The following is a 26,447-nucleotide window of genomic DNA, read 5'->3' as shown; positions in this document are numbered from 1 at the left end:
AAATCAATCATATACCTCGAGGGGGAAACAAAGTGAAAAAGCTTGCGATGATTCTGTTACTTGCGATGCTGACAGTGATCTTTACCGCCTGCAGCTCATCGTCAGGAGACGGAAAAAGCGGCGGTGACAAAAAGAAAGAAACGATTACGGTTGTTTGGTATCCAAATGAATCAGCAGATGATTTGAAAGATTCTCGTGCAGCGATTGATGATGTCATCGCCAAGGCTACAGGCAAGAAAGTTGTCGACAAACTGACAACAGATTACAACATTGCCATCGAAGCACTGGTCAGTGGAAATGCACAGCTTGGCCTTATGGGTGGCGAAGGCTACACGGAAGCCCATACGAAAAATGCGGATGTCGTTCCTCTTGTTGTCAACAGCGGCGCGTCAGGCACACTGAAAGATGCGCTTTATCACAGCTGGATCTCAGTTCGAAAAGCGGACGCCTCGAAGTATATGAAAGATGGCAAACCTACGATTGATAACATTGTTGGCAAGAAAATGTCTTTTGTATCGCCAAGTTCGACATCCGGATTTGCGATCCCGACAAGTCGAATCATTGCTCATTTCAGTGAACAGGATAAATACAAAGATTTAAAAGTTGAAGACATGCAGCAGGGCGGTAAATTTTTCAGCCAGGTACTTTTTGGTCAGTCACATCAAGGTTCCGCTGCAAACCTTTTAATGGGTAAAGCCGATGTTGCTGCTTTCATGGATCTGCTTACACCGAATTATTTTGAGCTGGTCAGCGGCAAATTAAATGAAGAAGCTTCCGTTCTGAAGGTTAGAAATGATGCAGGCGATCCTTTCACATCGCTTAAAGGCAAGGAATTTACGGTATTGTCTGTGACTCCGGTATTGAATGGACCGATTGCGATGAATTCGAAGTCTCTGAGCAAAGAAGACCAGAAGAAGATTCAGGATGCACTGACTTCTGATGAAACAGCAAACAATTCAAAAGTATTTGCACCAGAAGGATCAAAGGGGATTTTCTCAAAGGATGGTAAATCTCGTTTTGTAAAAGTCGAAGATTCCTGGTATGACGCAATTCGTGATCTTCACTAAACTATAATAGAATAGAGGAGTTGGCAATGACAACGTTACTTGAAATGAAGCACGTTTCGAAAAAATATGGAAACGGGACGGTAGCGTTATCAGATGTGAACTTCTCCGTCAATGAGGGAGAGTTTGTTTCCGTCATCGGTCCATCCGGTGCAGGGAAATCAACCCTCCTTCGTTGTATTAATAAAATGATTCAGGCAACAGACGGAGAAGTTATTTTTGATAGCGTGAATATTTCGGGATTCAAAGGACGGTCGCTCAGAAAATTACGTACAAAAATAGGTATGATTTTCCAGAATTACAATCTGGTTGAACGTTTATCTGTCATTGAAAACGTGCTTCATGGGCGACTCGGATATAAATCCATGCTGTCTGGATCACTTGGTTTATTTACAAATGACGAAAAGCAGCAGGCATACCATCTGCTGGAAATGCTCGGTCTTAAGGAGCAAATATATCAACGGTGTGATCAGCTCAGTGGCGGTCAGAAACAGCGGGTCGGCATTGCCCGGGCACTGATTCAGAATCCGAAGCTCATGCTGTGTGACGAGCCGATTGCTTCACTTGATCCGAGTTCGGCAAAAACGATTATGGATCATCTCAAAAACATTTCGGACTCATTAAAGATCACCGTTCTCATTAATTTGCATCAAGTAGACATTGCCATGAACTATGCGGACCGCATCATTGGTGTCAGCAAAGGGCAAATTGTATTTAATGGCGCGCCGAGCCAACTGACAAGCGGGGATATTAAAACGATTTATGGGTCGGATGCCTCCAATCTAATGATTAATATTGAGAATCATGATCGAGTGAAGGTGGCGGAAAAATAATGAGCCAGACGTACTTCTTAACGAAAAGACTGCGGTCACTCGTTGTTCTTGGTGTGATCGTCCTGGTTTGTTTTGGATCATCCGTGCTGACTCAATTTAATTTATCGCAGGGGATTGCGGCTATTCCAAAAGCAATTGTCTGGGGATTCTCCAATTTTTACCCGACTGCTGATTCACTCGCCTATCTCTCAGATATCTGGGCGAAAATGCAGGAAACCCTGCTTGTTTCGATCGCGGCGGCAGTAGTGGCGGCGATCTTTGCCTTTATCTTCGCCATTCTCGGTTCACGCATTACAAAGGTAAGTAACTTTCTTGCAGTCTTAAGCCGCGCCTTTGCCAATCTTTCGCGAAATATCGATGTCAGTGTATGGTCGATCGTGTTGCTTCTGACGTTCGGACAAACGTCGTTAACCGGTTTTTTTGCACTTTTCATTGCATCATTTGGTTTTCTGACGCGCGCATTTATGGAAACGATTGATGAATCCGGAACTGATCCGGTTGAAGCACTAAAATCAGCCGGTGCCGGATATGTTCCCACAATTTTTCAGGCGGTTGTTCCGTCAAGTATTTCGCAAATCATGAGCTGGATCTTATTTATGATTGAAACCAATATTCGCGCGGCAACCCTGGTAGGCATTCTTACCGGTTCAGGAATCGGTTATATTTTTGATCTGTATTACAAACGAATGGATTATCACGCGGCAAGTCTGGTGGTCGTTGTCATCGTCATTTCAATTTTGCTTATTGAACAACTGTCAAACTACGTGAGAAGGGCGATGTTGTAATGAGTATGAAGGAACCACCCAGAATCAGTCCCGCCATGACTTCGGCACCCGCAATGATCAAAACAAAAAAGCTAACGAAATCAAATATTGTTATACGGACCACGATGACTGTGCTTGCGCTTTTAACGATCTATGGATTTTTCACGTTCAATAATCAGAATTTAAAGTTCTGGCCAAGCCTCATGGCGACATTTGCTAATTTTAAAACGGTCTTTATTCAACCGCATTTTAATCATTTTACTTTTTCACAAGCGGTCGAAGGTGTGACGGTAACACTCGCGCTTGGTCTTCTGACTACGATTGTTGGTGCGGTTGTCGCCTTTTTTCTTTCGCTGCTTGCAGCTGAAAATTTAACCAATAAAACGACATCTAATATTGTAAAGACGATCGTTGCAATCATTCGTGCTGTGCCAACCGTTCTTTGGGTGCTGATTTTTGCCATTGCTGCAGGACTGGGCAGCGTTGCCGCCGTCATTGGCATGTCCTTTCACTCCATCAGTTACCTGACAAAAGCGTATTCGGAGTCATTTGAAGAGATTGATGAAGGAGCCATTGAAGCTTTAAAGGCAACAGGAGCCGGATGGTGGCAAATCGTCTTTCAATCGATCGTACCGAACGCGCTCACATCACTGATTTCGTGGACATTTATGCGCTTTGAAGTCAATTTTGGTGTTGCCGTTGCGATGGGTGCAGCAGCGGGAGCGGGCGGAATCGGCTATGAAATGTTTATGGCTGGCGCGTTTTATTTCGATATAAGAGAGATGGGAACGATCACTTACTTTATCCTTGCGATTGCGATTGTTCTTGAGATTCTCTCTACGCAAATCAAAGCGCGAATCAGAATCTGAGTTCACCCCGTGTTCAGTTTACGTACAGATCAGTGGTTTACTATAAATTCGGGCAAAGCGATAGGCTTGTCCCCGAGTATTGGGCCTGCACAGGCTCTTTTTTTATTTCAGACATTTAGGTCGATAATGAATAATTATTATTATAAAAATTTTTTAAAATTATATAGCCGTATCGACCATTTTTTCATTATAATAAGACTAAGTTTTACTAAGCAACTGATTGATCGAGGCATCAGTGCGCAGTAACCGAAAAAAATGTGCATGAGGAGAAATGGCCGATGAAAAATTTGCAACACTATGATTTTTCAAAACGTTTTGATGATGTACCGCTTGTAGGTTCAGCTTTTTCCGGTGAACATCCGGGGATGATTCCGCTTGCCTTTGGCTTCCCGTATCCGAAATCCTTTCCGATTGATGCGCTGGTCGAATCGGCGACAGGAGCGCTGAAGTCGGAAGGAACCCAGGCACTTCAATATTCGGGGGGACCGGGACAGCAGCGTATACTGGAATGGATTCGCCAGCGTTCGCAGCTGCGTGCCATTCAGGTCAACACAGACCAGATCATGATTACATCCGGATCGAACCAAGGGATTGATCTGGTCGCTCGGACACTGACGGATCCCGGTGACTCGGTGTGGGTTGAGGCACCGGTTTATTTTGGTGCGCTGCGCGCCTTTTATTTGGCGGAAAATCAGTTGTCCGCTTTTCCTGTCGACGGTGACGGTCTGCGTGTTGATCTCGTTGAATCGGCATTAATCGAAGCAGCAGCAGGCAAGCGCCCAATGCCGAAATTCATCTATGTACTGCCGAATTATCATAATCCCGCCGGTATCCGCCTGTCCGTAGAACGTCGCCGAAAACTGGCACAGCTGGCTTACGCATACAACGTCTATATCGTTGAAGACGATGCCTATGTAGAGCTGAATTTTACCGGTGAGTTTTGGCCGTCCATCTATTCCTTCGGTCCGGAGCGAGTGATTTATCTGAGCACATTCTCGAAAATTGTCGCGCCGGGCATTCGTATGGCATGGGTAATCTGTCAAAATCCGGATGTACTGTCTAAAATGAAAATTATCAAGACGGAAGGCCTGACCAGTGTCCTGATGCAGGAAATTGTGAGTGATTATCTTGAAAAAAACGATTTTGAAAATCATTTAGAGCCGCTGATTACAGGTTACCGAATGAGACGTGATGTGATGGTTGAGGCCATTCACGAGTTCTTCGGTGATGAGGTCTCATTTGAAAAACCGGAAGGCGGCTTCTTTTTGTGGCTGACCTTTCCGACTAAGACAGATACAACACGGTTGCTGCATGAATCTGTTAAGGTTGGCGTCAGCTTTGTGGATGGCAAAGCTTTTTATTTGCACGGAAAACCGACGAATGATTTGCGGCTGGCGTTCAGTTTCTGCGATGAGATTACTATTCGCGAGGGTATTCAAAAATTGGCTGCTGTGTACAAAAAGCAGAAGTACTTTATTAGATAACAGAAAATAGGCAGTCGTCACGTGCACAGCCTCTTCATCATATCTTAAGGAAGATGACGATTATTGATGATGAGGAGGCCTTTTTTATGTACGGAAATAATCCTGCTGGCGGAATGGTCAACCAGCAGACCGATGGGTATCGTCAACGAATAACCGCGCAGCAGGCGGCAGAGATTGCTGTTGTCAGAGTACCCGGCCAAATTATTCATGTCGATTTGGAGCTTGAAAACCATCTGTTGAAATATGAGGTCTATGTGCTGACGGATCAGGAAGTTGTTTTTGAAGTGGAGGTTGCTTCAAAAGACGGCAGAATTCTAAGCGTAGAGCGGGAGGACTGAAAAAAAACAGGCCGATCTGAAAGGGATCGGTCTGTTTTTGCGTCGATTAATGGACATGGACTTCGTTTTGTTCCAACAGTTTTGATCTTTTAAGCTTCGCCTGACGATTGCCTGAGAACAGCTCGATGCATGACCCGACAAGGATCAGTGCGATGCCGGACAGTACATTGAACGTGAGCGCTTCACCAAGAATGAGCAACGCAAGTACAGGCGCCAGTGCGGGCTTAATAAAGAATACCAGAGATGCCGTCGAAGCAGAGGTTGCTTCCATGGCGAGAAAATAAAAACTGAAGCCAAGGCCGGTGACGAAAACGCCAAGATAAATCAGGGTCGGAACAGTGTTCCATGAGATTCCCTGTAAAACCGGAATGTTGGCAAAATCACTGAGGCCGATACTTTTCAGCCAATGAGCGACCGCTCCGATTTTGCTCATCCAGATCAGGATCAGCAGTTCAAAACTTCCGGTAAGAAAGCTGAAGCTGCTCTGAACAACACCGTCAAAGCCGTATTTCAGGCTGCCTTTGCGTCCGATAATGCCGTACAGCGCGAATGTAACGGCGGCAATTAGCGACAGGGTAATGCCGGTGATGTTCGTCAGATTCTCAGGATTGACAATGCAGATCATGCCGACCAGACTGACAGCGAGTGACAGAAGCGACCATCTGGTTAACTTTTCTTTTAGAAAGAAGTGAGCAAAAGGAATGACAAATACCGCATTGCAGCTGAACAGAATAGCAACGGTTGATGCTTTCGCGTAGACAATGGCCATTTGAAAGAAGGTCATGCTGACGACGACACACATGAATCCCGAGAACAGGAAGTAAAGCACTTTGCTTTTATCGAGCGTAAATCCGCTTCCTTTTAAATGCTTCAATGCAAGCGGCGAAAGGACAATGGAGCCAATAAGAAAGCGCAGAAAATTGAGCTGCATCGGGTTGAACTGCGCACCCGCAAGCTTGATGGCAATTTCCATCGTGCTAAAGAACAGAGTTGAAAAACCAATAAAAATTAAGCCTTTTTTCATGTTAAACCCTCGATTTCTCACCAATTTTTTAACAGGTGATCTGATCGCTTTACAAAAGAGCCGCGAAAGACCGGCGTAAACTAATGAAAACGTTACCAACTAATAGGTTCTGTGTCTGTATTGCTCCCTATTAATATAACGCAGATATAAGAAAATGGTAAGCAATAATTGAAAAAAGGGACAGGTGTGCGGGCGCCTGCGGGATTGTTCCAGCTGATGCGTGCCAGCGAGATGACGCACTTCAAAAGGCATAAATCAGCGACTCATTCCTGTGTTAAAATAGAAGAGGACAGAGCATGCCTGAAAAAAGAATTGCGGATTCGGCAACTCTCCTTTCTAAGGCCCTCTGTGTCAAATGTGAAAAAGGGCGGTGATCGGTATGTTGTTTTCAAAAATATTGGTTTCCTACGATGATTCGGATCTGTCTAAAAAAGCGCTGCAGAAAGCTGCGGACCTGGCGCGAATCGATGAAAAGTCCGAACTTGATGTCCTTAATGTCGTCACAGTGCCGACGAATCAATTTATTGTTGGCGATGTATACCGCGAAGTGCGTGAATCGACACTCAAGTATGGGCATGAAATCGTGAGACGGGCACAAAAAGTGCTTGATGAATTACCAAATGCCACGCACCTGTTTGTGGAAGAAGGACAGCCGGTGCATACCATCCTTGAATTTGCCAGTGAAAACGATTATGACCTGATTGTGATTGGCAGCCGCGGTTTAAGCGGTGTCAAAGAATTTCTGGGCAGCGTAAGCCACGGTGTTGTCCAGCGTTCGAAAGTCCCTGTTCTGATTATTAAATAATTGAGTCTATCGCCGGATACGCGATCACTCATTTTTGTAAAAAATTCACCTTGCGTCTATGAGCGCAAGGTGAATTTCATAAAGCATTTAATTTGAGGAGGGTGCGTGAACCTGTAACATGCTTTTTTACATGAGCTTAAAAAAACAATCATACCGACTCAATATTTACAGGATATGATGGAATTATTAAATGAGTGAACGCCAGAGGTGCAGAAAATCATGAATGAGCATCAAGCTAATGATGTTTCTCAAAATGAAGCTTCCGTCAGACTGAATCGTAAATTGTTGCTGACGAATATCGCCTTGATAATTTCAGTGATTATTAACGTTAAACTCTTCATTGGATGATTTGCGCGGCCAATAATTTCTGCACATGAACCAAAATCCTTCAATTGTACGGATCCAATTTATGGATCTCTTTTTTTATGCCTGAATTCGCATGATATGTTTCGAATACATTATAATATCGTGCAATTTGGCACATTCTATGGCTGACTTTGAACAATCATACAATTGGAGCGTTTGTTTTGACGAAATATAAAATAGTTTATACAGCCGGTGCGATTGCCGTCTGTCTTGGATTGTCCGCCTGCACTTCGTGGCCCTGGGCGGAAAAGTCTGATTCTGGCTCCGCGCAACAGACCCGCACCTCTCAGTCTGAAAAGAAGACTGTGAATGATCACCGCTCACCATCTTCAGAAAAAACAGTATCGGCGATACAGCAAAACAGTATCCATGTTGTGGCTGACCCTGAGAGCAATCTTGTGCTGGTGAATAAATACTTCAAGCTTCCGGACGATTATGTGCCAAAAGACCTTGTGGATTTAGATGTTCCTTTTATCTTTTCCGGAAAATCAGAGAAAAAGAAAATGCGCGCGGCGGCTGCGCAGCCTCTGAAAGCACTTTTTGCAGCTGCACACAATGATGGTATAGAGCTTGCCGGTGTTTCCGCCTATCGCTCCCATAAGACGCAGGTGGCGTTATTTCGTTACTACGAGCAAAGGGATGGCGCAAGCAAAGCGCGGACCTACAGTGCGTATCCGGGAACAAGTGAACATGAAACGGGGCTCGCCATCGATGTGTCCGGAATTAAGGGGAAAGATGCGGCCACTCAGGCGTTTAATCATACGCCTGAGGCTGCCTGGCTGGCACAGCACGCTCAGGACTTCGGATTCATCGTTCGTTACCCGAAAGGTAAGGAAGAGATCACCGGATATGAATACGAGGCATGGCATCTGCGCTATGTTGGCGTTTCCGCAGCCAAGAAAATAACTGCGTCCAATGAAACGCTCGAAGAATATTTGCGTGAAGTACCTGTCAGTAAGTAGCTGGCAATGACTCACACGCATCGAAACCGATGCCCTGGTTAAACTATATTCGTCCGGATTGAATGGACAAATCTTCGCTGGTGGTGTAGCAGAAATGAAATCAACGATTGGATGGATTCCGCTAATTACTTCAATCGGCATTGGAGCAGCCTGCTATCAGATGATGAAACCAAACAATCGTATCGGACAGGCTGTGAAAGGTCGCATGGATAAAATGATGCGGCAGAAAGAGCTGTTTCCGGAGAATGACTGATTCAGGAAAAGAGGACCCGCCCAGCGGGTCCTCTTTTCACGCGTGAAAAACATAAGGTTTCCTGTCATGACGTCCTGCAGAAGCAGCACCTTGAAAATCTGAAAGACAGGTGCATACGTTGCATCGAAAAATTCAATGCCTGTGAACTCATTAATATTCTGAATAGAAAGGCTTTTGTTTTTTTCTTTACAAGCATTGTTAATCTGTATATAATAAAGAGCGTCGATTGCGACGGACAAGCATGGCCCGTTCGTCAAGTGGTTAAGACACCACCCTTTCACGGTGGGTTCATGGGTTCGAATCCCGTACGGGTCACTTTGGAGGATTAGCTCAGCTGGGAGAGCGTCTGCCTTACAAGCAGAGGGTCATAGGTTCGAGCCCTATATCCTCCATTTATTCCGCCGGTCTAGCTCAATTGGTAGAGCAACTGACTTGTAATCAGTAGGTTGGGGGTTCAAGTCCTCTGACCGGCACCATTGGTTAAACGTTAATATGGAGGGATAGCGAAGAGGCTAAACGCGACGGACTGTAAATCCGTTCCCAACGGGTTCGAAGGTTCGAATCCTTCTCCCTCCACCATTTATTCATTTGCGGGCCATTAGCTCAGTTGGTAGAGCATCTGACTCTTAATCAGAGGGTCGAAGGTTCGAGACCTTCATGGCCCACCATTTTTATGATGCGGGTGTGGCGGAATTGGCAGACGCGCTAGATTCAGGTTCTAGTGTCCTTTACCGGACGTGGAGGTTCAAGTCCTCTCATCCGCATTTAATTTTATAATTTATTGGTTTTGCGGAAGTAGTTCAGTGATAGAACATCACCTTGCCATGGTGGGGGTCGCGGGTTTGAATCCCGTCTTCCGCTCCATATGGGGCCTTAGCTCAGCTGGGAGAGCGCCTGCTTTGCACGCAGGAGGTCAGGAGTTCGATCCTCCTAGGCTCCATAAAATCATACATAAGAAACCGCGGGATTTTTGCTGAAGAAGCAGGAATGCCGTGGTTTTTTGTCCTACGATAAGAAAGTATAAGATTTTAGCAAGCATCAAAGTGTAAACCAGACACGAAAACGCGGACTGTCCGAGACAAGCGAGCAGCTGGAGTGCCCGTCAAGACAAGATCGACGGCAGAGGACTAGTCTTAGCCTGGTTTCTACTCGAACTTGCCCGGTTGCTAATTGGATTTGGAGGATCATGTTTGCGGCGCTTTTTTAGCCTCAATGAACTGATCATGTCATGTTTCGCGAACAGGCGCATTTTTTCGCTGTTTTCCTTTAATACATCGTTTTCCAATAATTTAAGTGCTAAAGTGATTTTTCTCTCTGCTTCGATCAGATTGGTTAAATAGACTAGAATCCAATCTCAAAGTTTACCTGTGCAATAAATAAAAAAAGATCGTCAATTCTAAATATTATGTTGACAGCTGTATCCATTCGTGAATATAATTATTCATAAAATATAAATCATGAATGATTTCATTAATTTTTGCGCGCTTGATCACTCTGAATCAATGGTCCAGGGTTACTGCGAGAAAAACAAAAAACATTTGAAAATCGAATTGGAGCGAACAGTGTGACTGTCTATTTAAATGGTGAATCGTTGGATTTTTCAAAAATTGAGCGTGTCATTAATAAAAGGGAACATGTTGCGATCGATAATGGTGCAATGCAGAAAATAACGATCAGCCGGCAGGCAGTAGAAAAACACCTGAGCGCGGGCGAGGTTATTTATGGCATAAATACGGGCTTTGGAAAATTCAGTGATCAATTGATTTCCAAAGATAATATTGAAAAACTGCAGATCAATTTGCTGCGCAGCCATGCGTGTGCCGTTGGAGAGCCATTCTCGGAAAAAATTGTCCGTTTAATGCTCTTGCTTCGGGCCAACGCGCTTACGAAAGGATATTCCGGTGTTCGCCCTGTGGTGATTCACGCGTTATTGGATTGCCTGAATCAAGGCGTCATTCCCGTTGTCCCCAGCCAGGGATCGCTCGGTGCAAGCGGGGATCTGGCTCCGCTTGCTCATCTTGCGCTTGTTCTGGTCGGTGAGGGCACAGCCGTTTATAAAGATGAAGAAATGCATGGGCTTGACGCATTGAAGGCAGCCGGCTTGTCACCAATATCGCTGCAGGCCAAAGAGGGGCTGGCGCTGATCAATGGGACACAGGCAATGACTGCAACAGCGTGCGCGGCATACATGGATGCGATGCATTTAATGCAGTCGGCGGATCGAACCGCGGCTCTGACTTTTGAAGCGCTGCGCGGTGTTGAAGAAGCGCTTTGGGAAGAATCACATCAGGTGCGGGCATTTCCTGAGCAGAGTCAGGTCGCCGCCTCATTGATGCGGCAGCTTAAGGGCAGCCGACTGATGACACATCAGGGGGATCTTCGCGTACAGGATGCCTATTCACTTCGCTGCATTCCACAGGTTCATGGTGCCATACTTCGTGTGCTGAACCGAGTGAAAGAAGATCTGATCATTGAAATGAACGCAGCAACTGATAATCCGTTGATTTTTGCGGAAAGCGGGCATGTGATCTCCGGTGGAAACTTTCACGGGGAACCGATCGCTTTTGCTATGGATTTTCTTGGTATCGCCATTTCTGAACTTGCGAATATTTCTGAGCGGCGTGTTGAACGTTTGGTGAATCCGCAGTTGAATAACGGACTGCCGGCTTTTCTGAGTGCAGAACCGGGACTTCAATCCGGATTTATGATCACACAATATGTTGCTGCCTCGCTGGTTTCCGAGAATAAAGTGTTGGCCCATCCAGCGAGCGTTGACTCGATTCCGTCTTCGGGCAATCAGGAAGACCACGTCAGTATGGGAACGACGGCTGCCAGAAAAGCCGTACAGATCATCGTCAATGCCAAGAAGGTTATGGCGATTGAAGCACTTTGCGCGGCGCAGGCCGCTGATTTGCACGGCTCAGAACTTTTGGCGGGGCGAACCTATGACTTCTATCAAACGATTCGTGCGCGTGTTCCCTTTGTTGCGGAGGATCAATCGCTTTCCGCGGCGATTGAGAAGGTCGCAGAGATACTGTGAATCAACAAAACCTTTAAAGAGCAGTGGAGGGACGACTGATATGGATGTGCAGCCAAGCAGTAAAGAGTTTCATCAATTAATGGACAAAATTGCAAAAGCAGCTCATGAATCGCCGACTTATGAAAAGCTGGCATACACGATTGAGAAGGGATATAAGCACATTATTTTTATGACTGCGTCGGAAGTTGCCGAGCAGGCGGAGGTAAGCCAGGGAAGCGTTTCTCGCTTTTGCATTGCCCTTGGCTATAAGGGCTATAACGATTTTCTGCACCATCTTCAGCAGTTTGTCCGAAAAGAAATTACAGCACCTCAGCGGCTTCAGTACTCATCTCATTCAAATAAGAATATAAGTAATATTTTAAAGCTGGAGCATGAGAATATTGATGCATTGGAACTGCTCCTGGACAGACCTGAATATAAAAAGATGATTGATCAGATCATCCATGCCGATCAGTTAATACTCCTGTCCGCTCGAATGTCGGCGACCCTGCTTTCTTATACGTACTATATTTTGAACAAAATAAGAGCTAATGTCACTCAGATTACGCCGGGCAGTCCGGCATGGGAGACTCTGGAATTGATGGATCCATCCCATGTGCATATTTTTTCATTTGTCTTTCCCAGATACCCCACTCTATTGCTTGAAAAGCTGAAGATCCTGCGTGACAAAGGTTTTTCGATTTCATCAATTACGGACAGCATTACATCGCCGGTCTATGCGCTTGCCGATCCGGTGCTCAGCATACCGATTACAACCTCCTCTATCTTTGATATTTACAGCACGCCGATCCTTTTCTTAAATCTGCTGCTGCGTGATGTAGCGACTGCCACCGAAGGGTTGGATAAACGAATGGCGGCACTTGAAGCTTTGGAAAAAAAGAACCGAATCTATTACGAGACGCACCATTATGATGAGACACTGAAATGATGTTTTTTTATACTATAAGAAAGTTATAAAATTTAAGGAAAATAGTATAAATGCAACTAAGACTTCGCCTTCGCCAGAGGCTTGGCGAAGCCAAGTTTTCTAAACATAATGAGTGCGGCAATCTGAAATGAGGGTTTTGATGTGACGAATGAATTATCGCGTAAAATTTCTCCGATTACAGTAAATGAAGAAAGAATTGCCGGCAGATTGAATCAGCTGGCACAGTACGGAATCAATGATCATGGTGGCATTGACCGCTCACTCGGCAGCCGGGCGGACATGGATGCGCGCGCATGGCTGAAGGACCTGTGGAAAAGGGAGGTTGCCGCTGATGTGTCCACGGATCCGGCCGCGAACCTGTGGGCGGAACGAGAAGGCAGTGAGCCGTTAAAACCGATTGTTCTTGGCTCCCACCATGATGCGGTAGCGAACGGTGGAAAATATGACGGGGCGGTTGGTGTATTACTGGCAACGGAAGTCGTTCAGGCATTAAAAGAATCAGGATATGCCCACCGGCATCCGCTCAAGATCGTTTCCTTCTCAGCGGAAGAGCCGAATCCGTATAACATTTCAACACTGGGCAGCAGGCTGATTACGGGCGCGCTTGACAGCAAACAAGTTTCTGAAGCCATCCATCTTCAAACGGGCGAAAAATTATCAGAAACTTTAAAAAAATTGGGAGGTGATGTGACCAAAATCAGCGAACATTTATTGAACAGTGAAGACATGGGTGTATTTCTGGAATGTCATATTGAGCAAGGCAGAAACTTAATTGACCATGGGATCTCGCTGGCCGTCGTTTCAACAATTACCGGCATCTATCGCGAAGAAGTTACGATTTATGGAGAGGCCAATCATGCCGGAACGACAATGATGAAAAATCGGCATGATGCATTGCTTGCCGGAGCGGAATTAAGCCTTGCGGTCGAGAAGATTGTCGTTGCACTGAAACGAAGGGATACGGTCGGCACCGTTGGACATTTTGCCGTCTCTCCCAACTCGGCCAACATTATTCCCGGTGAAGTGCATCTGATTATTGAAGTTCGGACTTCTGATGGTCACGTCCTGAACGAGATTTTACATCAGATGAATCAGAAATGTGCCGAAATCGAAAACAAAAGGCAGGTTCATATTAAAAGAAAAGTCATTCTTAATCAAAAAGCGGTTCCCATGGATCCGTTGGTACGCAAGACCCTGCAGCAATCGATTAAAGAATGTAACGAGACTTACCTGGATTTGCCAAGCATGGCCGGACACGACTCGGTGCACATGGTTCCCATTGCCAGAACGGGTATGCTGTTTGTTCCGAGTATCGGCGGGAAAAGCCATTGTCCAGAGGAAGAGACGAAGATTGAGGATATTGTCAAAGCCGGTAACGTTTTAATACGGACGGTTATGGCGCTGGATAAGGAGCTCGATTGATGATGAAGTTATATAAACCATTCTTGCTATTTAATGAAGGTACATTTAAACCGAATATGGGACTGATGATTGATGGTGGGAAAATTACGGCGATAGGTCCATATAAGGAATTGGAGACCCGATATCCTGATACTGAATTTGTTGACTGGCCGGATGAAATAATCGTTCCCGGTACCGTAAATGCCCATAATCATTCTTTTCAGAGCTTGCTTAGAGGACTTGCCGCTGACCGTCCTTTTCTTGAATGGCGCGATCAGGCGCTTTATAAGTACTCACCTTATTTAAAGGCAAAGGATGTCTACACCGGAGCGGTTTTTGCTTTCAGTGAAATGATGAAGTGCGGCGCAACGACCGTCAGCGACTATTTTTATGTGCACAATGAAGGGATTGACAGTGACGAGGCGGTCATTCAGGCAGCAAAAGATGTGGGGATTCGCTTTGTGCTGGCACGTACGATGTACGACTGGACGGGAGCACCGGCGGGTTATGTTGAGTCCGTTGATGAGGCCGTCAAAAACGTTACCTGCCTTGCTAAGAAATACCGTGACGATCCAATGGTTTCGGTCGTCCCCGCTCCTCATAGTTTGCATGCGGCATCCGTTGAGATGATTCGGGCAGGCCATCGTCTGGCACAGGAATTCGATTGCAAGTTTCATATTCACGTGGCCGAGGAACCCTTTGAAGTGGATCAGGTGCTTCATGATCATCATATGCGTCCGGTCGAGCTGCTCGATAAAATCGGTGTAATGGCCGATGGACGCATGGTTGCCATCCACTGCGTCTGGCTGAATGATCATGAGAAAACGCTGATGGCAGAAAATCATGCATCGCTGGTCTATTGTCCATCCAGTAACATGTTCCTCGCAGACGGTATTACAGACATTCCCGCACTGCTGAATGGAAACGTCACAATTGGGCTTGGGTCGGACGGCGCCTGCAGCAATAATCGCATCAGCGTCTTTGAAGAGATGCGTATGTGCGCCATGCTTCAAAAGGTCAGTAAACTGGATTCGCTTGCTGTGAATTATCATCAGGCGTTTGCGATGGGTACGAAAGGGGGAGCCGAAATTTTGCAACTGCCGATCGGTGAGCTCAAACCAGGGTTCAGTGCTGATTTTGTTGCGCTGAACCGAAATGATCTCTCCATACAGCCGATTTCGGAAACTCATGAACAAGTGCTGCCCAATATTGTCTATGCGATGCAGCCGACCGCTATTGATTATGTTGTCGTTGATGGAAAATGCACCGTTGATCATGGTCATCTGATAACGCTGAATGAAGGACAGGTCATTAAGCGAGTTCAAACGCTTATGAACACCATTGGCAAATAAGTGTCAAAGTCATGAAAAATTTGTGAGGAGGCGATCTTATGCAGCTGACCGTTGAAGAACAAGAAATGCTTGATGGGAAATACGGCAAGGGCACACAGATTGCGATGAAAATTCAGGTTGCGCTGGGCGAAGTCTTTGATGCACCGAGAATGGTTCCGGTCAGCCGGACACACGTTGCACTGAGTAATCAGGAAGCTGATCTTTGGTTCGTTGAGAAACTCGTAAATGCGGGAGCAAGATGTCGAATATCGCCAACAGTTAATCCAGGCTTTAATCTTGAATATTTTCAATGCATCACGACTATTTCGAAGGAAGATGAACGGACGATTCGTCGGACGAGACAGGCCTATAAAGAAATAGGTGCAACGCTGACCTTCGACTGCACGCCCTATCTTGAAAAAAATGTCCCGCGATTCGGTGAAATCACTGCATTTTCTGAATCCAGTGCAACGCCGTTTATTAATTCGGTTTATGGCGCCAGAACAAATCGCGAATCGGCGCAAAGTGCGCTATGTGCGGCGATTACCGGCAGAACGCCGCTCTATGGATTCTTGCTTAACGAGAATCGAAAGGGACAGGTACTTGTCGATGTTCAAGCTGATGTGAAAAACGATTTTGATTATCAGCTGCTTGGCTATGCCGTTCCAAAGAAACTTCAATTTAAAACACCGGTTTTTGTTAATCTGCCAACGGGTCCATCTCCCGCGGCACTCATGAATCTGGGCGCCCAACTCAACACGGCAGGCAATGTGCCGATGTATCACATTGTCGGTGTCACACCCGAAGCACCAACTGTTGAAGAAGCCTTTCATGGAGATGATCCTGAAAAAGTCATCACAATTACACAGGAAGACCTGGATCAAGTACATGCAGAAATTACTGATCCAGTTGGAAAGATCGATTTTGCATTATTTGGATGTCCACATTTTAACATTGATCAAGTGGCACGGGTTGCAGAACTCGTTAAAGGGAAACAGTTGAAAGTAAAACTTTGGATTATGACTTCGTCTCTAACAAAAGAGCTCGCAGAAAGAATGGGTTATCTTGAAACACTGCAGGCATCCGGCGGAGATGTTGTTGACGATACCTGTATGGATCAGCCATGCTGGGAATTCCTTTACGGGAAGAAAGGCGTCACCGACTCGCCGAAATGTGCTTACTACACGAAAAGGCGGAATATGCAGTTTGTCATTCGTAAGGTCGAAGATTGCATTGAAGCTGCAGTAAGAGGTGAAGTATCATGAGTGAAATCTATGCATGTCATAAAGTATCAGAAGGTGTTATCGAGGGCGAAGTTCTGATCTCGACTGATGATTTCTGTTTTTATCTGGTTGATCCGAAAACAGGAGTTGTCATTGAGAAAAATCATTGTCTGGAAGGCCAGTCCATTGCGGATAAGATTCTTGTTTTTCCAAGCGGAAAAGGAAGTTCTGTTGTACAGGCAGACGGAATGTATCAATTGAAAATGACTGGCAGGGGGCCTAGAGCTTTAATTATTAGATACCCGGATACGGTACTGGTTGCCAGTTCAATTATCATGGAGCTCCCTGTTGTCGACCGTGTTCCGCAGAGCTTCTATGAACATGTTAAAAATGGCGATAAACTTCGTGTTGATGCCGATCATGGCTCTTTGACCATTATTCAATGAATGCGATGAGTAAAAGAAGCAGAACTTAACATATTGGGTTGGTAGAGGGGTTGGCCAGTGCGTATAGCCTGAATTGACAGAATAAAAAAATTATTCATTCAGGGAGGTGATGTCTTGAAACCGTTGATTTGGATTATTGACGAGGAGTGGTCGGATTATAACATTGAACGCGAACGACTGAAACAAGTCTTTCCAAACTGCGTTATCAGGTATTCAGGAAATGATTATCAGAAAGATCTTGAAGACTTCGGCAGAGACGTCGACGCGATCCTTTGTCAGGTTTACGTCACCATAGGAAAAGAGACGATTGACAGACTGGAGCATTGCAAGATTATTGCCATTTACGGAGGCGGTTATGATCGAGTAGCGATTGATGCGGCAAAGTCTAAGGGGATAACGGTCACCTACGTTCCTGGGTATTGTGTCGAGGACGTCTCGGATTATGTCATTTCTGCTGTTTACTTTTTTAACAAGAATTTTCCTTATTATTTAAAAATTGCAAATGATGGGCCGTGGGGAGCCCAGGCGGCATCCACGCTCACTCCACGTATTGCCTCATCAACACTGCTGATTATTGGTTTTGGACGGATTGGTCGAAAGGTGGCGGCAAAGGCTAAAGCAGCCCATATGTGTGTGCTCGTTCATGATCCGATTCTGAATGATTCGGATGCCCTTGATCAAGGGGTGCGAAAAGTCACTCTGCAAGACGGATTAGCGAAAGCGGATTATGTGACACTGCATACGACATACACGCCTGAAACCGAAGGACTGCTTTCGATGCCCGAATTTAAGCTGATGAAGCCGACCGCGTATATTATTAATACCTCGCGCGGGCGCGTTGTGAATGAAAAGGATCTGATTGAAGCGGTAAAATGCCAGCGCATTGCCGGAGCGATGCTGGATGTCATCGCGAACGAGCCGCCGACAGGTAATGAAACAATTTTTTTCTGCTCGAATATTTACGTCACTCCACATGTTTCCTATTTATCAACCGAGTCGCTGCAAACGCTCAAGGAGCGCGCGGTTGCTAATGTCATTACTGTGTTAAATGGCGGATGTTCCAAAGATGTAGTTATCTAAATTAAAAATCATAAAAACATTTATTATTGGAGGGAATTGTATGAAGAAAATCATTGTGCTCATTCTTGTTGGTATTATGTCCGCAGCCCTGCTGCTCTCTGGCTGTTCCTCATCATCAAAAAACGGAAGCAGCGGAAGCAAGAGTAAGAACCAGTTCAAGGGGACTGTGAAGCTGGGCATTTCATCATGGATCGGTTTCGCACCTATGTATCTTGCAGAGGAAAAAGGGCTTTTTGAAAAAAACGGTGTGAAAGTGAAACTGCAGACCATTCAAAGTGCCAGTGATCGACGCACCGCGATGGCTGCAAATCGAATTCAGGGCTTTTTCACAACTGTTGATACCCATGTTATGACAGCAGCGGCCGATATTCCTGTTTATCAAGTATTGGCTCTTGATACATCAAGCGGCGGTGATGGGATTGTTGCCAAGAAGGACATCAAATCATTTGCAGATCTGAAAGGGAAAAAAGTTGCCATTGATACAAGCGGTGGTGCCAGTTACTTCTGGTTTATGTACATGCTCGATCAAAACAAAATGACGATGAATGATGTGAAAATCATCAACATGAGTGCCGGAGATGCCGGAGCGGCTTTTGTTGGCGGCAAGGTTGATGCAGCAGTCACCTGGCAGCCATGGCTGACAAAAGCTGAGAAAACGTCTTTTGGCCATGTACTTCTCTCCAGTGATAAAACACCGGGATTAATTGTCGATTCACTAGGTTTGCGCAAAGACTTTGTTGATGAAAATCCGAAACTGGTTCAAAGTATTGTGAATGCATGGTATGACGCGCTGGATTACGCAAAAGCACATCCGGATGAAGCAGACAAAATCATGGCCAAAAGTATGGGACAGACCGTTGCTGATTTTAAAGCCACAGAACCGGATGTTACTTTCTATGATAAGGAAGGAAATAGTAAATATTTTGGTACAAAAAGTGATCCGGGTTTAATTTACGATGTTACGGACAAGGCGGCAACATTCTGGAAGAAGGTTAAATTGATCAGCAAACAGCCGAAAGCAGAGGAATTGATTAACGGCAATTTCATCGGCAAATAAGTCAGTGGCTTGTTCGTCTTTTCTTTCTGCCTTTTCAGCATGGACAGAACGTTTTTGAATAATAAAGGAGGTTTTTGCAATGCCTGTTCGACCACAGCACGATGCTTTATCAATTTTAGAAGAAGGGCAGCCGCTGCCTGATTGTCCCGAATTTATTGCCGGAATTCGGCGCGCACCGGACAGAGGCTATACGCTGAGTCCCGAGCAGACGCGCGTTGCGCTGAAGAATGCGCTGCGCTATATCCCGGAAAAGTATCATGAGCAATTAATTCCGGAATTTCTCAATGAGTTAAAGACGCGAGGCCGTATTTACGGCTATCGATTCAGACCGGCAGGCCGTATCTATGGCAAGCCGATTGATGCTTATCAAGGAAAATGCACGGAAGGCAAAGCGTTCCAAGTTATGATTGACAATAACCTTGATTTTGACGTAGCGCTGTATCCGTATGAACTGGTGACCTATGGAGAGACCGGCAGCGTTTGCCAGAATTGGATGCAGTATCGTTTGATTAAGAAATATCTGGAGAATCTTGAAGCAGATCAAACGCTTGTGCTGGAGTCCGGTCATCCGCTTGGTGTTTTTAAAACCAAACCGGAAGCACCGCGCGTGATCCTGACCAATGCGCTGATGGTCGGTGAATTTGACAACTTAAAAGACTGGGAGATTGCCGAGCAGATGGGGGTCGCCAATTACGGCCAGATGACAGCAGGCGGATGGATGTATATTGGTCCGCAAGGTATTGTTCACGGAACGTACAATACGCTGCTCAATGCAGGACGTGAAAAACTGGGCATCTCAAACGAAGCGGATCTTTCCGGACATTTATTTGTCAGTTCGGGACTTGGCGGCATGAGCGGTGCTCAGCCTAAAGCGGTAGAGATCGCCAATGGGGTCGGAATTATTGCTGAGGTTGATCAATCGCGGATCGACACACGGCTCCGTCAGGGATGGGTTAATACATCCTCGGATGATCTTGATAAGATCTTTTCCATTGCTCAGAAGCATCTGAACGATAAAACGGCTATTTCGATTGCGTATCATGGAAATATAGTGGACTTGCTTGATTATGCAGTGACACATGGCATTAAGGTTGATTTACTCTCTGATCAAACTTCCTGTCATGCCGTTTATGAAGGCGGTTATTGTCCGCAGGGGCTCACTTTTGAAGAACGGACCCGAATGCTCAGCGAGAATCGAACAGAATTCAAACAACGCGTTGATCAGTCGTTGAAACACCATTACGCCTGTATAAGGGCACTTGTTGATAAGGGAACCTATTTCTTTGATTACGGGAATTCTTTTTTGAAAGCCGTTTATGACGCAGGGGTAACCGAAATATCGAAGAATGGTCATGACGATAAAGATGGTTTTACACTCCCTTCATACGTAGAGGATATTATGGGGCCGCAGCTGTTTGATTATGGTTACGGACCGTTTCGCTGGGTGTGTCTGAGCGGAAAAGAAGAAGATCTTCGAAAGACTGATAAGGCGGCAATGGCCTGTATCGATCCGAACAGACGCTATCAGGATCGCGATAATTACAACTGGATTCGTGATGCGGAGAAAAATCAACTCGTTGTCGGCACTAAAGCGAGAATTCTCTACCAAGATGCAGAGGGACGAATTGCCATCGCATTGAAATTTAACGAGATGGTCAGAAATCATGAGATTGGGCCAGTGATGATCGGCCGTGATCATCATGATGTAAGCGGTACGGATTCCCCATTTCGAGAAACGGCAAATATCAAGGACGGGAGCAATGTGATGGCGGATATGGCCGTCCAATGTTTCGCGGGGAATGCGGCACGCGGCATGAGTCTTGTTGCACTTCACAATGGCGGCGGTGTCGGCATTGGTAAATCAATAAATGGCGGATTCGGATTAGTTCTCGACGGCAGTGCGCGTGTGGATACGATCATTAAGCAGGCGATTCTCTGGGATGTGATGGGCGGTGTCGCGCGGAGAAATTGGGCGAGAAATGAGCACTCAATGGAGACGGCCGTCGCCTTTAATCAGAAACACAAGGGGGAGAATTATTTGACGATCCCTCATCTTGTAGATGAAGAACTGCTCAATAAGTTGTGCGGATCTGAAGGCGGCCGCAATGAATAAACGAATCATTTTTCACGCGGCAGAAATTGCCACACCGATGGGAACAAAAGCGCGAGCGGGAAAGGAAATGTCTCAGATTAAGATTATTGATGACGGTGCAATTGTCATTGAAGAGGGCGTGATTGCGGCCGTCGACACAAGCGATACCATTTTAAAGCAATATGATTTCGATCAATATGAAATCATCGATGCTTCGGGAAAAAGTGTTGTTCCCGGGTTTATTGATTCCCATACGCATTTCCTCTTTGGTGGCTTCAGGCCTGATGAGTTCTTGATGCGTTTGTCTGGCAAGTCTTATATGGAAATCATGAAGGCTGGTGGCGGAATTGAAAATACGGTTCAGGCAACGCGAGCGGACTCGTTTGAATCACTTTATAAAAGCGGTCTCCTGAGGCTGGACGGCATGGCTCATTTAGGCATCACCACGGTCGAAGGCAAAAGCGGATATGGTCTGGATATGGAAACCGAGCTGCGCATGCTTGAGGTAATGAAAAAGTTAAATGCTGACCATCCAGTTGATGTTGTGTCCACTTATTTAGGGGCTCATGCGATTCCTCGTGAATTTAAATCTGACCACCAGGCATACCTTCAATTCATGATTGAAGATGTTATTCCGAAAGTTGCCCAGGAACATTTGGCGGATTTCTGTGATGTTTTCTGTGAAGAGGGTGTTTTCTCCATTAAGGAGTCGCGTCAATTGTTGAATGAAGCGAAAAAACAGGGATTATTGCTGAAGATTCACGCGGATGAAATCGAATCGATGGGTGGGGCAGAACTAGCAGCTGACGTTGGTGCGGTTTCTGCCGATCATCTGTTGGAAGCCTCTGAACGGGGTATCCACGCGCTTGCTGAAAAAGGAATTGTCACGACTTTGCTTCCGGCAACCGCTTTTTGTTTGAACAAGCCGTTTGCCAATGCACGTAAGATGATCGACACGGGTTGTGCGGTTGCATTGGGCAGTGATTTTAATCCCGGCAGCTGTTTTACTTATTCCGTACCGCTTATTTTTGCACTCGCGGGAATTCATATGAGGATGAGCAGCGAAGAAGCGCTGACCGCCTTCACGCTTAATGGGGCAGCAGCCCTGAATCGTTCTGATACTATAGGCAGCATTGAAGCTGGAAAAAGAGCCGACCTTGTTCTGCTCAACTATCCAAGTTACAAATATCTTATTTACCATACAGCCATGAATTGTGTCCACTCAGTAATTAAGAATGGGCAAGATGTGTTTTGACAGAACGACGATTGAAAGGAGGCTGTGAAAATGAGTGAAAAAGAAAATAAACAGAGCAAATCACTGAAAAGGCTGTTCACGCCGATGACAAGTATCAGAAACAGTTTGTACCTGACATTAGGAGTGACCGGATTTGTCGTAGTCCTGGCAATATGGAGTATTCTGACATACGGGGGGATGGTCGATCCTATATTTCTTCCTACACCAACGGATACTTATGGAGCTGCCGTTGATTTATTCACACAACTGAATTTTACTCATGATATATGGGTAACTATTGTTCGAGTGATTATCGGATTTTCATTGGCAGCCATAATTGCCGTTCCGCTGGGCATCATGCTCGGAACTTATAAACCGATTGAAGGATTTCTGGAACCACTCATGTCGTTTGTTCGTTATTTGCCGGCATCCGCCTTTATCCCTCTTTTTATTTTGTGGATCGGGGTCAGCGAATCGCAAAAAATAGCCGTTATTTTTATGGGCAGCTTCCCGCAGTTAATTCTAATGGTTGCGGCGGCTACAAAAAGCGTTCAGACAGATCTCATTGATGTATCCTACACGCTGGGTACATCCCGGGCAGCGGTCTTATGGCGTGTGATTTTGCCGGCAAGCATGCCCAGTATTATGGATGATTTACGTATGGTGCTTGGCTGGGCCTGGACCTATATTATTGTTGCTGAACTCGTTGGCGCATCGTCAGGGATCGGATACATGATCATTCAATCGCAGCGCATGCTGAAAACATCAAATATTTTTGTCGGTATCCTGATTATCGGGTTGATCGGACTTATTTTTGATTATCTATTCAAATCTCTATCAAAACGACTATTCCCATGGAGCTAAGGAGGCTGAGCGCACATGAGCAAACCCGTTCAAAAACTCGTGATCTCAAACCTGTCGAAGACTTTTAAGCAGAAAGGGCGCACAATTCAAGCATTGAACAATATTAATCTTGAAGTGAAGGATAAAGAATTTATTTCGATTCTTGGCGCTTCAGGATGCGGGAAATCGACTTTGCTGCGCATTATCGGCGGACTCGAAACGCCTTCTGAAGGAACCGTTTTAATTAATGGAAGCGAAATTGCAGAGCCAGGTGCGGACCGCGGGATGGTTTTCCAGTCTTACACGCTTTTTCCATGGCTAACGGTTCAGAAAAACATTGAATTTGGCTTGCGTGAAAAAGGAATAGCCGCAGCAAAACGAGAAAAGATTGCCAAAGAGTACATTGAAACAGTTGGATTAAAAGGATTTGAGTATGCTTACCCTAAGGCATTGTCCGGCGGAATGAAGCAACGCGTAGCGATTGCGCGTGCGCTGGCAAATGATCCTGAAGTGATTTTACTGGATGAACCATTCGGCGCACTCGATATGCAAACACGCAGTCTGATGCAGGAACTGTTGCTGAACGTTTGGCAAAAATCACAAAAAACCGTTATATTGGTGACTCACGATATTGATGAAGCCATTTTTATGGCCGACCGTGTTGTGATTATGGAGTCACGACCAGGTAAAATTAAAGAGATTATTCCAATCGAATTTCCACGCCCAAGAGATTACCATGTGAAAACGTCTGAACAATTTCTTGATTATAAGGCACAGGCCGTTGAATTGATTCGAAGTGAAACCTTGAAAGGCCTTAATGTCGTGTAGGGAACAGATTAAATCGTTATTAAATGATTGATAAACCGCTTAGGAAAAAATATGATGACTGGGCGACAAATCCTGCATTCATTATGCTTTGAGAGTGATCTGTTCCATTGATACAAACCCGTGAAATTTCTGTTGAAAAGCAGAGGTTTCACGGGTTTCATGTTGAAAATGGTTGATATCTTTACTGTTGTTAAGAAATAGTAATACATATTTTGTTACGTTACGAATTTATGATTCACCGTTACCATTTTTTCTCTGTTCATGACTTTTCCCCCCTCTTTCTTATTAATGACGAATTAAATCCATCACATCCCGCCGCATACTTTGCGGTACCTGTTCGGTCGGGGTACCGACACGGACGAGCATCTGGATCGTCTGCCCTTGTGCCGCGTATTTTCGATGAATCAGTGTGTACTGCGCGCGCATTTCAGGATATTCTTCCAGTGCCTGACTGACCGGCTGCACGGCGAGACCGAGACTTGAGGCGGTCAGGTTCAGACGGCTGTAAATCATGCCGCTTTTCACCTGGCTCAGGCGGTCGTTCTTTCTGGATGAAATCATGGCATAGGCGGGGGTATGGTCGAGTGCCGCGCGCGTTGATTGGATCATCAGATCAGCGGAAGCCTTGCTGTTGTTCAGAAAAGGGAAAAGTGTGATCAGCCCCTGCATGAAATAGAGCCTGAATCCGGATGTTCCCTGTCCTTCGAATGAGAACCCGTAGCGGGTCTGGTTTTTCTGGTATTCGTTCGCGCGAAAAATGGCGGCCGCCTCGTCCATGACACGTGCGGTATGAGCTTCAATCGTTGCGCTGTCGTGCGCGATTTTTCCAAGTGTGTCTGCATTTGTCTGATCAGTGAAGACGGTCGTTGTGACCTCGGACGTTTTTAAGCGCTCGAAAGCCGCTACCTGGACATGGGTTAACGGCTTTGATTGATAGGCTGTTCTGTTCGTATCCGGAATATAAATCGCGTCAAACAGGTGGTTTTTCTGCGGGTTCGCGTTGCTCATAATAATTTTTGCGACTGGTTTTTCAGCCATGCTCTGCTTTAAATGCGGTTCATCATAAGTCCCTTCCGGAAACAGATCAATGGTTACCGGGTGGCCGATTGTTTGCCCGGCAACGCGCACGTATTCCAGAAAGGTACCTTGCGTGATCATCATCTGGCGCGCGTCAGGATCGGCCATCGGTGACATGCGAGCAGGGTCAGCATACAGATAAAAGACCATCGGATTGCTTCGGTCCAGCCGGATCGTCCACGGTTGCATATTATGGCCATTCGCTGCAAGCAATCCATACGCGGTAAGACGAATGCGTGGATCACTGAAACGCTTCGCATAATTCGGGTCCCATGGCTGCATGTAGTGCCGCGGCTGCAGCAGGCCACCGGCCAGGAAAAGTGCGAGTGATCCAAGGAACAGGACTGCGAGTAGACTGGAAATGGTGATTATCATCAACTTTCTCATCCCTTTTCGTTTCATTTAACAGTCACCTCCGGAATCGATGCAGATCGAACGAATGATTACTTCAAAGGCTTGCCTGATCAGCGAATCAGACGGAATGGAATGAAAGCTTGCCAGATAGTTCTTTTTCACTTTGGCGGTATTCAGAATGCCATGCAGGCAGGACCACAAGATCACCGCGGTTTGCACGGCATCCGGTTTACGCCGGAAAATGCCGCTGTTCTGCCCTTCCTCGATCAGATCAGTCAGTTTCTGAAAGACCTGTTCACCGAGTCGGTAACATTCCTCTTTTGATGCATCGGGAACCCCCTTTTCGAAGTCGGCGGCTCTGTTCTCATAAGAAAATATAGCCGTGAAGTAATCAGGATACAGGACGCTGAACTGATAGACGGTATACGCCATTTGCTTCAATCGGTCAATGACCGGCAGGGACTGCTGATTTTCCTCCAGCATGGTGATCAGCTGTTTGTATCCGCGGATCATGATTTCAAAGTAGAGCTGATCTTTACTGTTGAAATAGACGTAGAGTGTACGCTTGCTGAGGTGTGCCTGTGCGCACAGATCATCCATCGTCGTCTGCGCAAAGCCTTTGGAAAAAAACAGATGTTCCGCGGCATCAATGACTTTGTTCCTTTTTATTTCTTTGCCTTGTGCTCTTTTTGAAGCCAAATTAATTCCTCGTTTCGCCAAAAAAGTAAACTGATGGTTTACTTTAATTATT

At 45.7% G+C, this 26,447-nt stretch carries 23 protein-coding genes, 8 tRNA genes and 1 pseudogene; 29 read left to right on the top strand and 3 right to left on the bottom strand.

Annotated features, from left to right (window positions below):
• Positions 1–32 precede the first annotated feature (32 nt).
• From M3N64_RS09395 to M3N64_RS09370, 6 genes are all read left to right on the top strand, one after another.
• Positions 33–1,067 (top strand): phosphate/phosphite/phosphonate ABC transporter substrate-binding protein, encoded by a 1,035-nt coding sequence (locus tag M3N64_RS09395; RefSeq protein WP_249101536.1) that lies wholly within the window; start codon positions 33–35, stop codon positions 1,065–1,067.
• Positions 1,068–1,093: 26 nt separating this feature from the next.
• Complete coding sequence (gene phnC / locus M3N64_RS09390) at positions 1,094–1,897, top strand: phosphonate ABC transporter ATP-binding protein (protein WP_249101534.1); 804 nt, start codon at positions 1,094–1,096, stop codon at positions 1,895–1,897.
• Positions 1,897–2,682 (top strand): PhnE/PtxC family ABC transporter permease, encoded by a 786-nt coding sequence (locus M3N64_RS09385; RefSeq protein ID WP_249101530.1) that lies wholly within the window; start codon positions 1,897–1,899, stop codon positions 2,680–2,682. Before phnC ends, M3N64_RS09385 begins: the two co-directional genes overlap by 1 nt.
• 5 nt (positions 2,683–2,687) lie before the next feature.
• A complete protein-coding gene (locus tag M3N64_RS09380) occupies positions 2,688–3,530 on the top strand; it encodes a PhnE/PtxC family ABC transporter permease (RefSeq protein WP_249101592.1) in 843 nt (280 codons plus the stop codon).
• Between the two features lie 278 nt (positions 3,531–3,808).
• On the top strand, positions 3,809–5,014 hold the full coding sequence (locus tag M3N64_RS09375; protein WP_249101527.1) for an aminotransferase-like domain-containing protein: 1,206 nt from the start codon (positions 3,809–3,811) through the stop codon (positions 5,012–5,014).
• Positions 5,015–5,100: 86 nt separating this feature from the next.
• Positions 5,101–5,352 (top strand): PepSY domain-containing protein, encoded by a 252-nt coding sequence (locus M3N64_RS09370; protein ID WP_249101524.1) that lies wholly within the window; start codon positions 5,101–5,103, stop codon positions 5,350–5,352.
• A gap of 46 nt (positions 5,353–5,398) precedes the next feature.
• Here M3N64_RS09370 and M3N64_RS09365 read toward each other — a convergent pair whose 3' ends face one another.
• The gene (locus M3N64_RS09365; protein WP_249101521.1) at positions 5,399–6,376 is read right to left on the bottom strand and encodes a DMT family transporter; all 978 of its coding nucleotides are present in this window, start codon (positions 6,374–6,376) and stop codon (positions 5,399–5,401) included.
• Positions 6,377–6,755: 379 nt separating this feature from the next.
• On the opposite strand from M3N64_RS09365, the gene M3N64_RS09360 reads away from it, so the two are divergent.
• The 23 genes and pseudogenes from M3N64_RS09360 to M3N64_RS09250 all read left to right on the top strand — a co-directional run bounded on the left by M3N64_RS09360 (position 6,756) and on the right by M3N64_RS09250 (position 24,265).
• Positions 6,756–7,181, top strand: a complete 426-nt coding sequence (locus M3N64_RS09360; protein WP_249101516.1) for a universal stress protein — start codon at positions 6,756–6,758, stop codon at positions 7,179–7,181.
• A 701-nt stretch (positions 7,182–7,882) separates the two neighbouring features.
• Positions 7,883–8,509: pseudogene (locus tag M3N64_RS09355) on the top strand (M15 family metallopeptidase); the annotation flags it as partial.
• A gap of 94 nt (positions 8,510–8,603) precedes the next feature.
• The gene (locus M3N64_RS09350) at positions 8,604–8,762 is read left to right on the top strand and encodes a hypothetical protein (protein WP_249101509.1); all 159 of its coding nucleotides are present in this window, start codon (positions 8,604–8,606) and stop codon (positions 8,760–8,762) included.
• A gap of 243 nt (positions 8,763–9,005) precedes the next feature.
• Positions 9,006–9,077: transfer RNA gene (locus tag M3N64_RS09345), tRNA-Glu, on the top strand.
• Positions 9,078–9,081: 4 nt separating this feature from the next.
• Positions 9,082–9,154, top strand: a tRNA-Val gene (locus M3N64_RS09340).
• A gap of 8 nt (positions 9,155–9,162) precedes the next feature.
• Positions 9,163–9,238 (top strand) — tRNA-Thr (locus M3N64_RS09335).
• Positions 9,239–9,256: 18 nt separating this feature from the next.
• A tRNA-Tyr gene (locus tag M3N64_RS09330) sits at positions 9,257–9,341 on the top strand.
• Positions 9,342–9,354: 13 nt separating this feature from the next.
• Positions 9,355–9,430 (top strand) — tRNA-Lys (locus M3N64_RS09325).
• Between the two features lie 10 nt (positions 9,431–9,440).
• A tRNA-Leu gene (locus tag M3N64_RS09320) sits at positions 9,441–9,526 on the top strand.
• A gap of 25 nt (positions 9,527–9,551) precedes the next feature.
• Positions 9,552–9,626 (top strand) — tRNA-Gly (locus tag M3N64_RS09315).
• A 3-nt stretch (positions 9,627–9,629) separates the two neighbouring features.
• Positions 9,630–9,702, top strand: a tRNA-Ala gene (locus tag M3N64_RS09310).
• Positions 9,703–10,326: 624 nt separating this feature from the next.
• The gene (gene hutH / locus M3N64_RS09305; RefSeq protein ID WP_249101506.1) at positions 10,327–11,802 is read left to right on the top strand and encodes a histidine ammonia-lyase; all 1,476 of its coding nucleotides are present in this window, start codon (positions 10,327–10,329) and stop codon (positions 11,800–11,802) included.
• Positions 11,803–11,842: 40 nt separating this feature from the next.
• Complete coding sequence (locus M3N64_RS09300; RefSeq protein ID WP_249101501.1) at positions 11,843–12,730, top strand: MurR/RpiR family transcriptional regulator; 888 nt, start codon at positions 11,843–11,845, stop codon at positions 12,728–12,730.
• Between the two features lie 141 nt (positions 12,731–12,871).
• Positions 12,872–14,152: a Zn-dependent hydrolase gene (locus M3N64_RS09295; protein WP_249101497.1), complete on the top strand. Its 1,281-nt coding sequence runs from the start codon at positions 12,872–12,874 to the stop codon at positions 14,150–14,152.
• Positions 14,152–15,483 (top strand): amidohydrolase family protein, encoded by a 1,332-nt coding sequence (locus M3N64_RS09290; RefSeq protein ID WP_249101493.1) that lies wholly within the window; start codon positions 14,152–14,154, stop codon positions 15,481–15,483. Before M3N64_RS09295 ends, M3N64_RS09290 begins: the two co-directional genes overlap by 1 nt.
• 38 nt (positions 15,484–15,521) lie before the next feature.
• The gene (locus M3N64_RS09285) at positions 15,522–16,727 is read left to right on the top strand and encodes an aconitase X catalytic domain-containing protein (protein ID WP_249101490.1); all 1,206 of its coding nucleotides are present in this window, start codon (positions 15,522–15,524) and stop codon (positions 16,725–16,727) included.
• Positions 16,724–17,131: an aconitase X swivel domain-containing protein gene (locus tag M3N64_RS09280; protein ID WP_249101483.1), complete on the top strand. Its 408-nt coding sequence runs from the start codon at positions 16,724–16,726 to the stop codon at positions 17,129–17,131. Before M3N64_RS09285 ends, M3N64_RS09280 begins: the two co-directional genes overlap by 4 nt.
• A gap of 114 nt (positions 17,132–17,245) precedes the next feature.
• Positions 17,246–18,211: a C-terminal binding protein gene (locus M3N64_RS09275; RefSeq protein WP_249101480.1), complete on the top strand. Its 966-nt coding sequence runs from the start codon at positions 17,246–17,248 to the stop codon at positions 18,209–18,211.
• Positions 18,212–18,251: 40 nt separating this feature from the next.
• Positions 18,252–19,268 (top strand): ABC transporter substrate-binding protein, encoded by a 1,017-nt coding sequence (locus tag M3N64_RS09270; protein ID WP_249101477.1) that lies wholly within the window; start codon positions 18,252–18,254, stop codon positions 19,266–19,268.
• 79 nt (positions 19,269–19,347) lie between these two features.
• Positions 19,348–21,381 carry a urocanate hydratase gene (gene hutU / locus M3N64_RS09265; RefSeq protein ID WP_249101475.1) on the top strand — a complete coding sequence of 678 codons (2,034 nt, stop codon included), beginning with the start codon at positions 19,348–19,350 and terminating at the stop codon, positions 21,379–21,381.
• Complete coding sequence (hutI, locus tag M3N64_RS09260; RefSeq protein ID WP_249101471.1) at positions 21,374–22,615, top strand: imidazolonepropionase; 1,242 nt, start codon at positions 21,374–21,376, stop codon at positions 22,613–22,615. Before hutU ends, hutI begins: the two co-directional genes overlap by 8 nt.
• Positions 22,616–22,645: 30 nt before the next feature.
• Entirely contained in the window at positions 22,646–23,458 is an 813-nt protein-coding gene (locus M3N64_RS09255) for an ABC transporter permease (protein WP_249101468.1), read from the top strand.
• Between the two features lie 15 nt (positions 23,459–23,473).
• On the top strand, positions 23,474–24,265 hold the full coding sequence (locus M3N64_RS09250) for an ABC transporter ATP-binding protein (protein ID WP_249101465.1): 792 nt from the start codon (positions 23,474–23,476) through the stop codon (positions 24,263–24,265).
• Between the two features lie 285 nt (positions 24,266–24,550).
• Here the strand turns inward: M3N64_RS09250 and M3N64_RS09245 are convergent, their stop codons facing one another.
• On the bottom strand, positions 24,551–25,744 hold the full coding sequence (locus tag M3N64_RS09245; RefSeq protein WP_249101462.1) for an Acg family FMN-binding oxidoreductase: 1,194 nt from the start codon (positions 25,742–25,744) through the stop codon (positions 24,551–24,553).
• Positions 25,745–26,395 (bottom strand): TetR/AcrR family transcriptional regulator, encoded by a 651-nt coding sequence (locus M3N64_RS09240; protein WP_249101459.1) that lies wholly within the window; start codon positions 26,393–26,395, stop codon positions 25,745–25,747.
• Positions 26,396–26,447 lie beyond the last annotated feature (52 nt).

Origin of the sequence: Sporolactobacillus mangiferae (assembly GCF_023336505.1) — a bacterium.
GTDB lineage: Bacteria > Bacillota > Bacilli > Bacillales > Sporolactobacillaceae > Sporolactobacillus > Sporolactobacillus mangiferae.
Note: the sequence above shows the minus strand (reverse complement) of the source record. Positions and strands in the feature narration are given on the sequence as shown.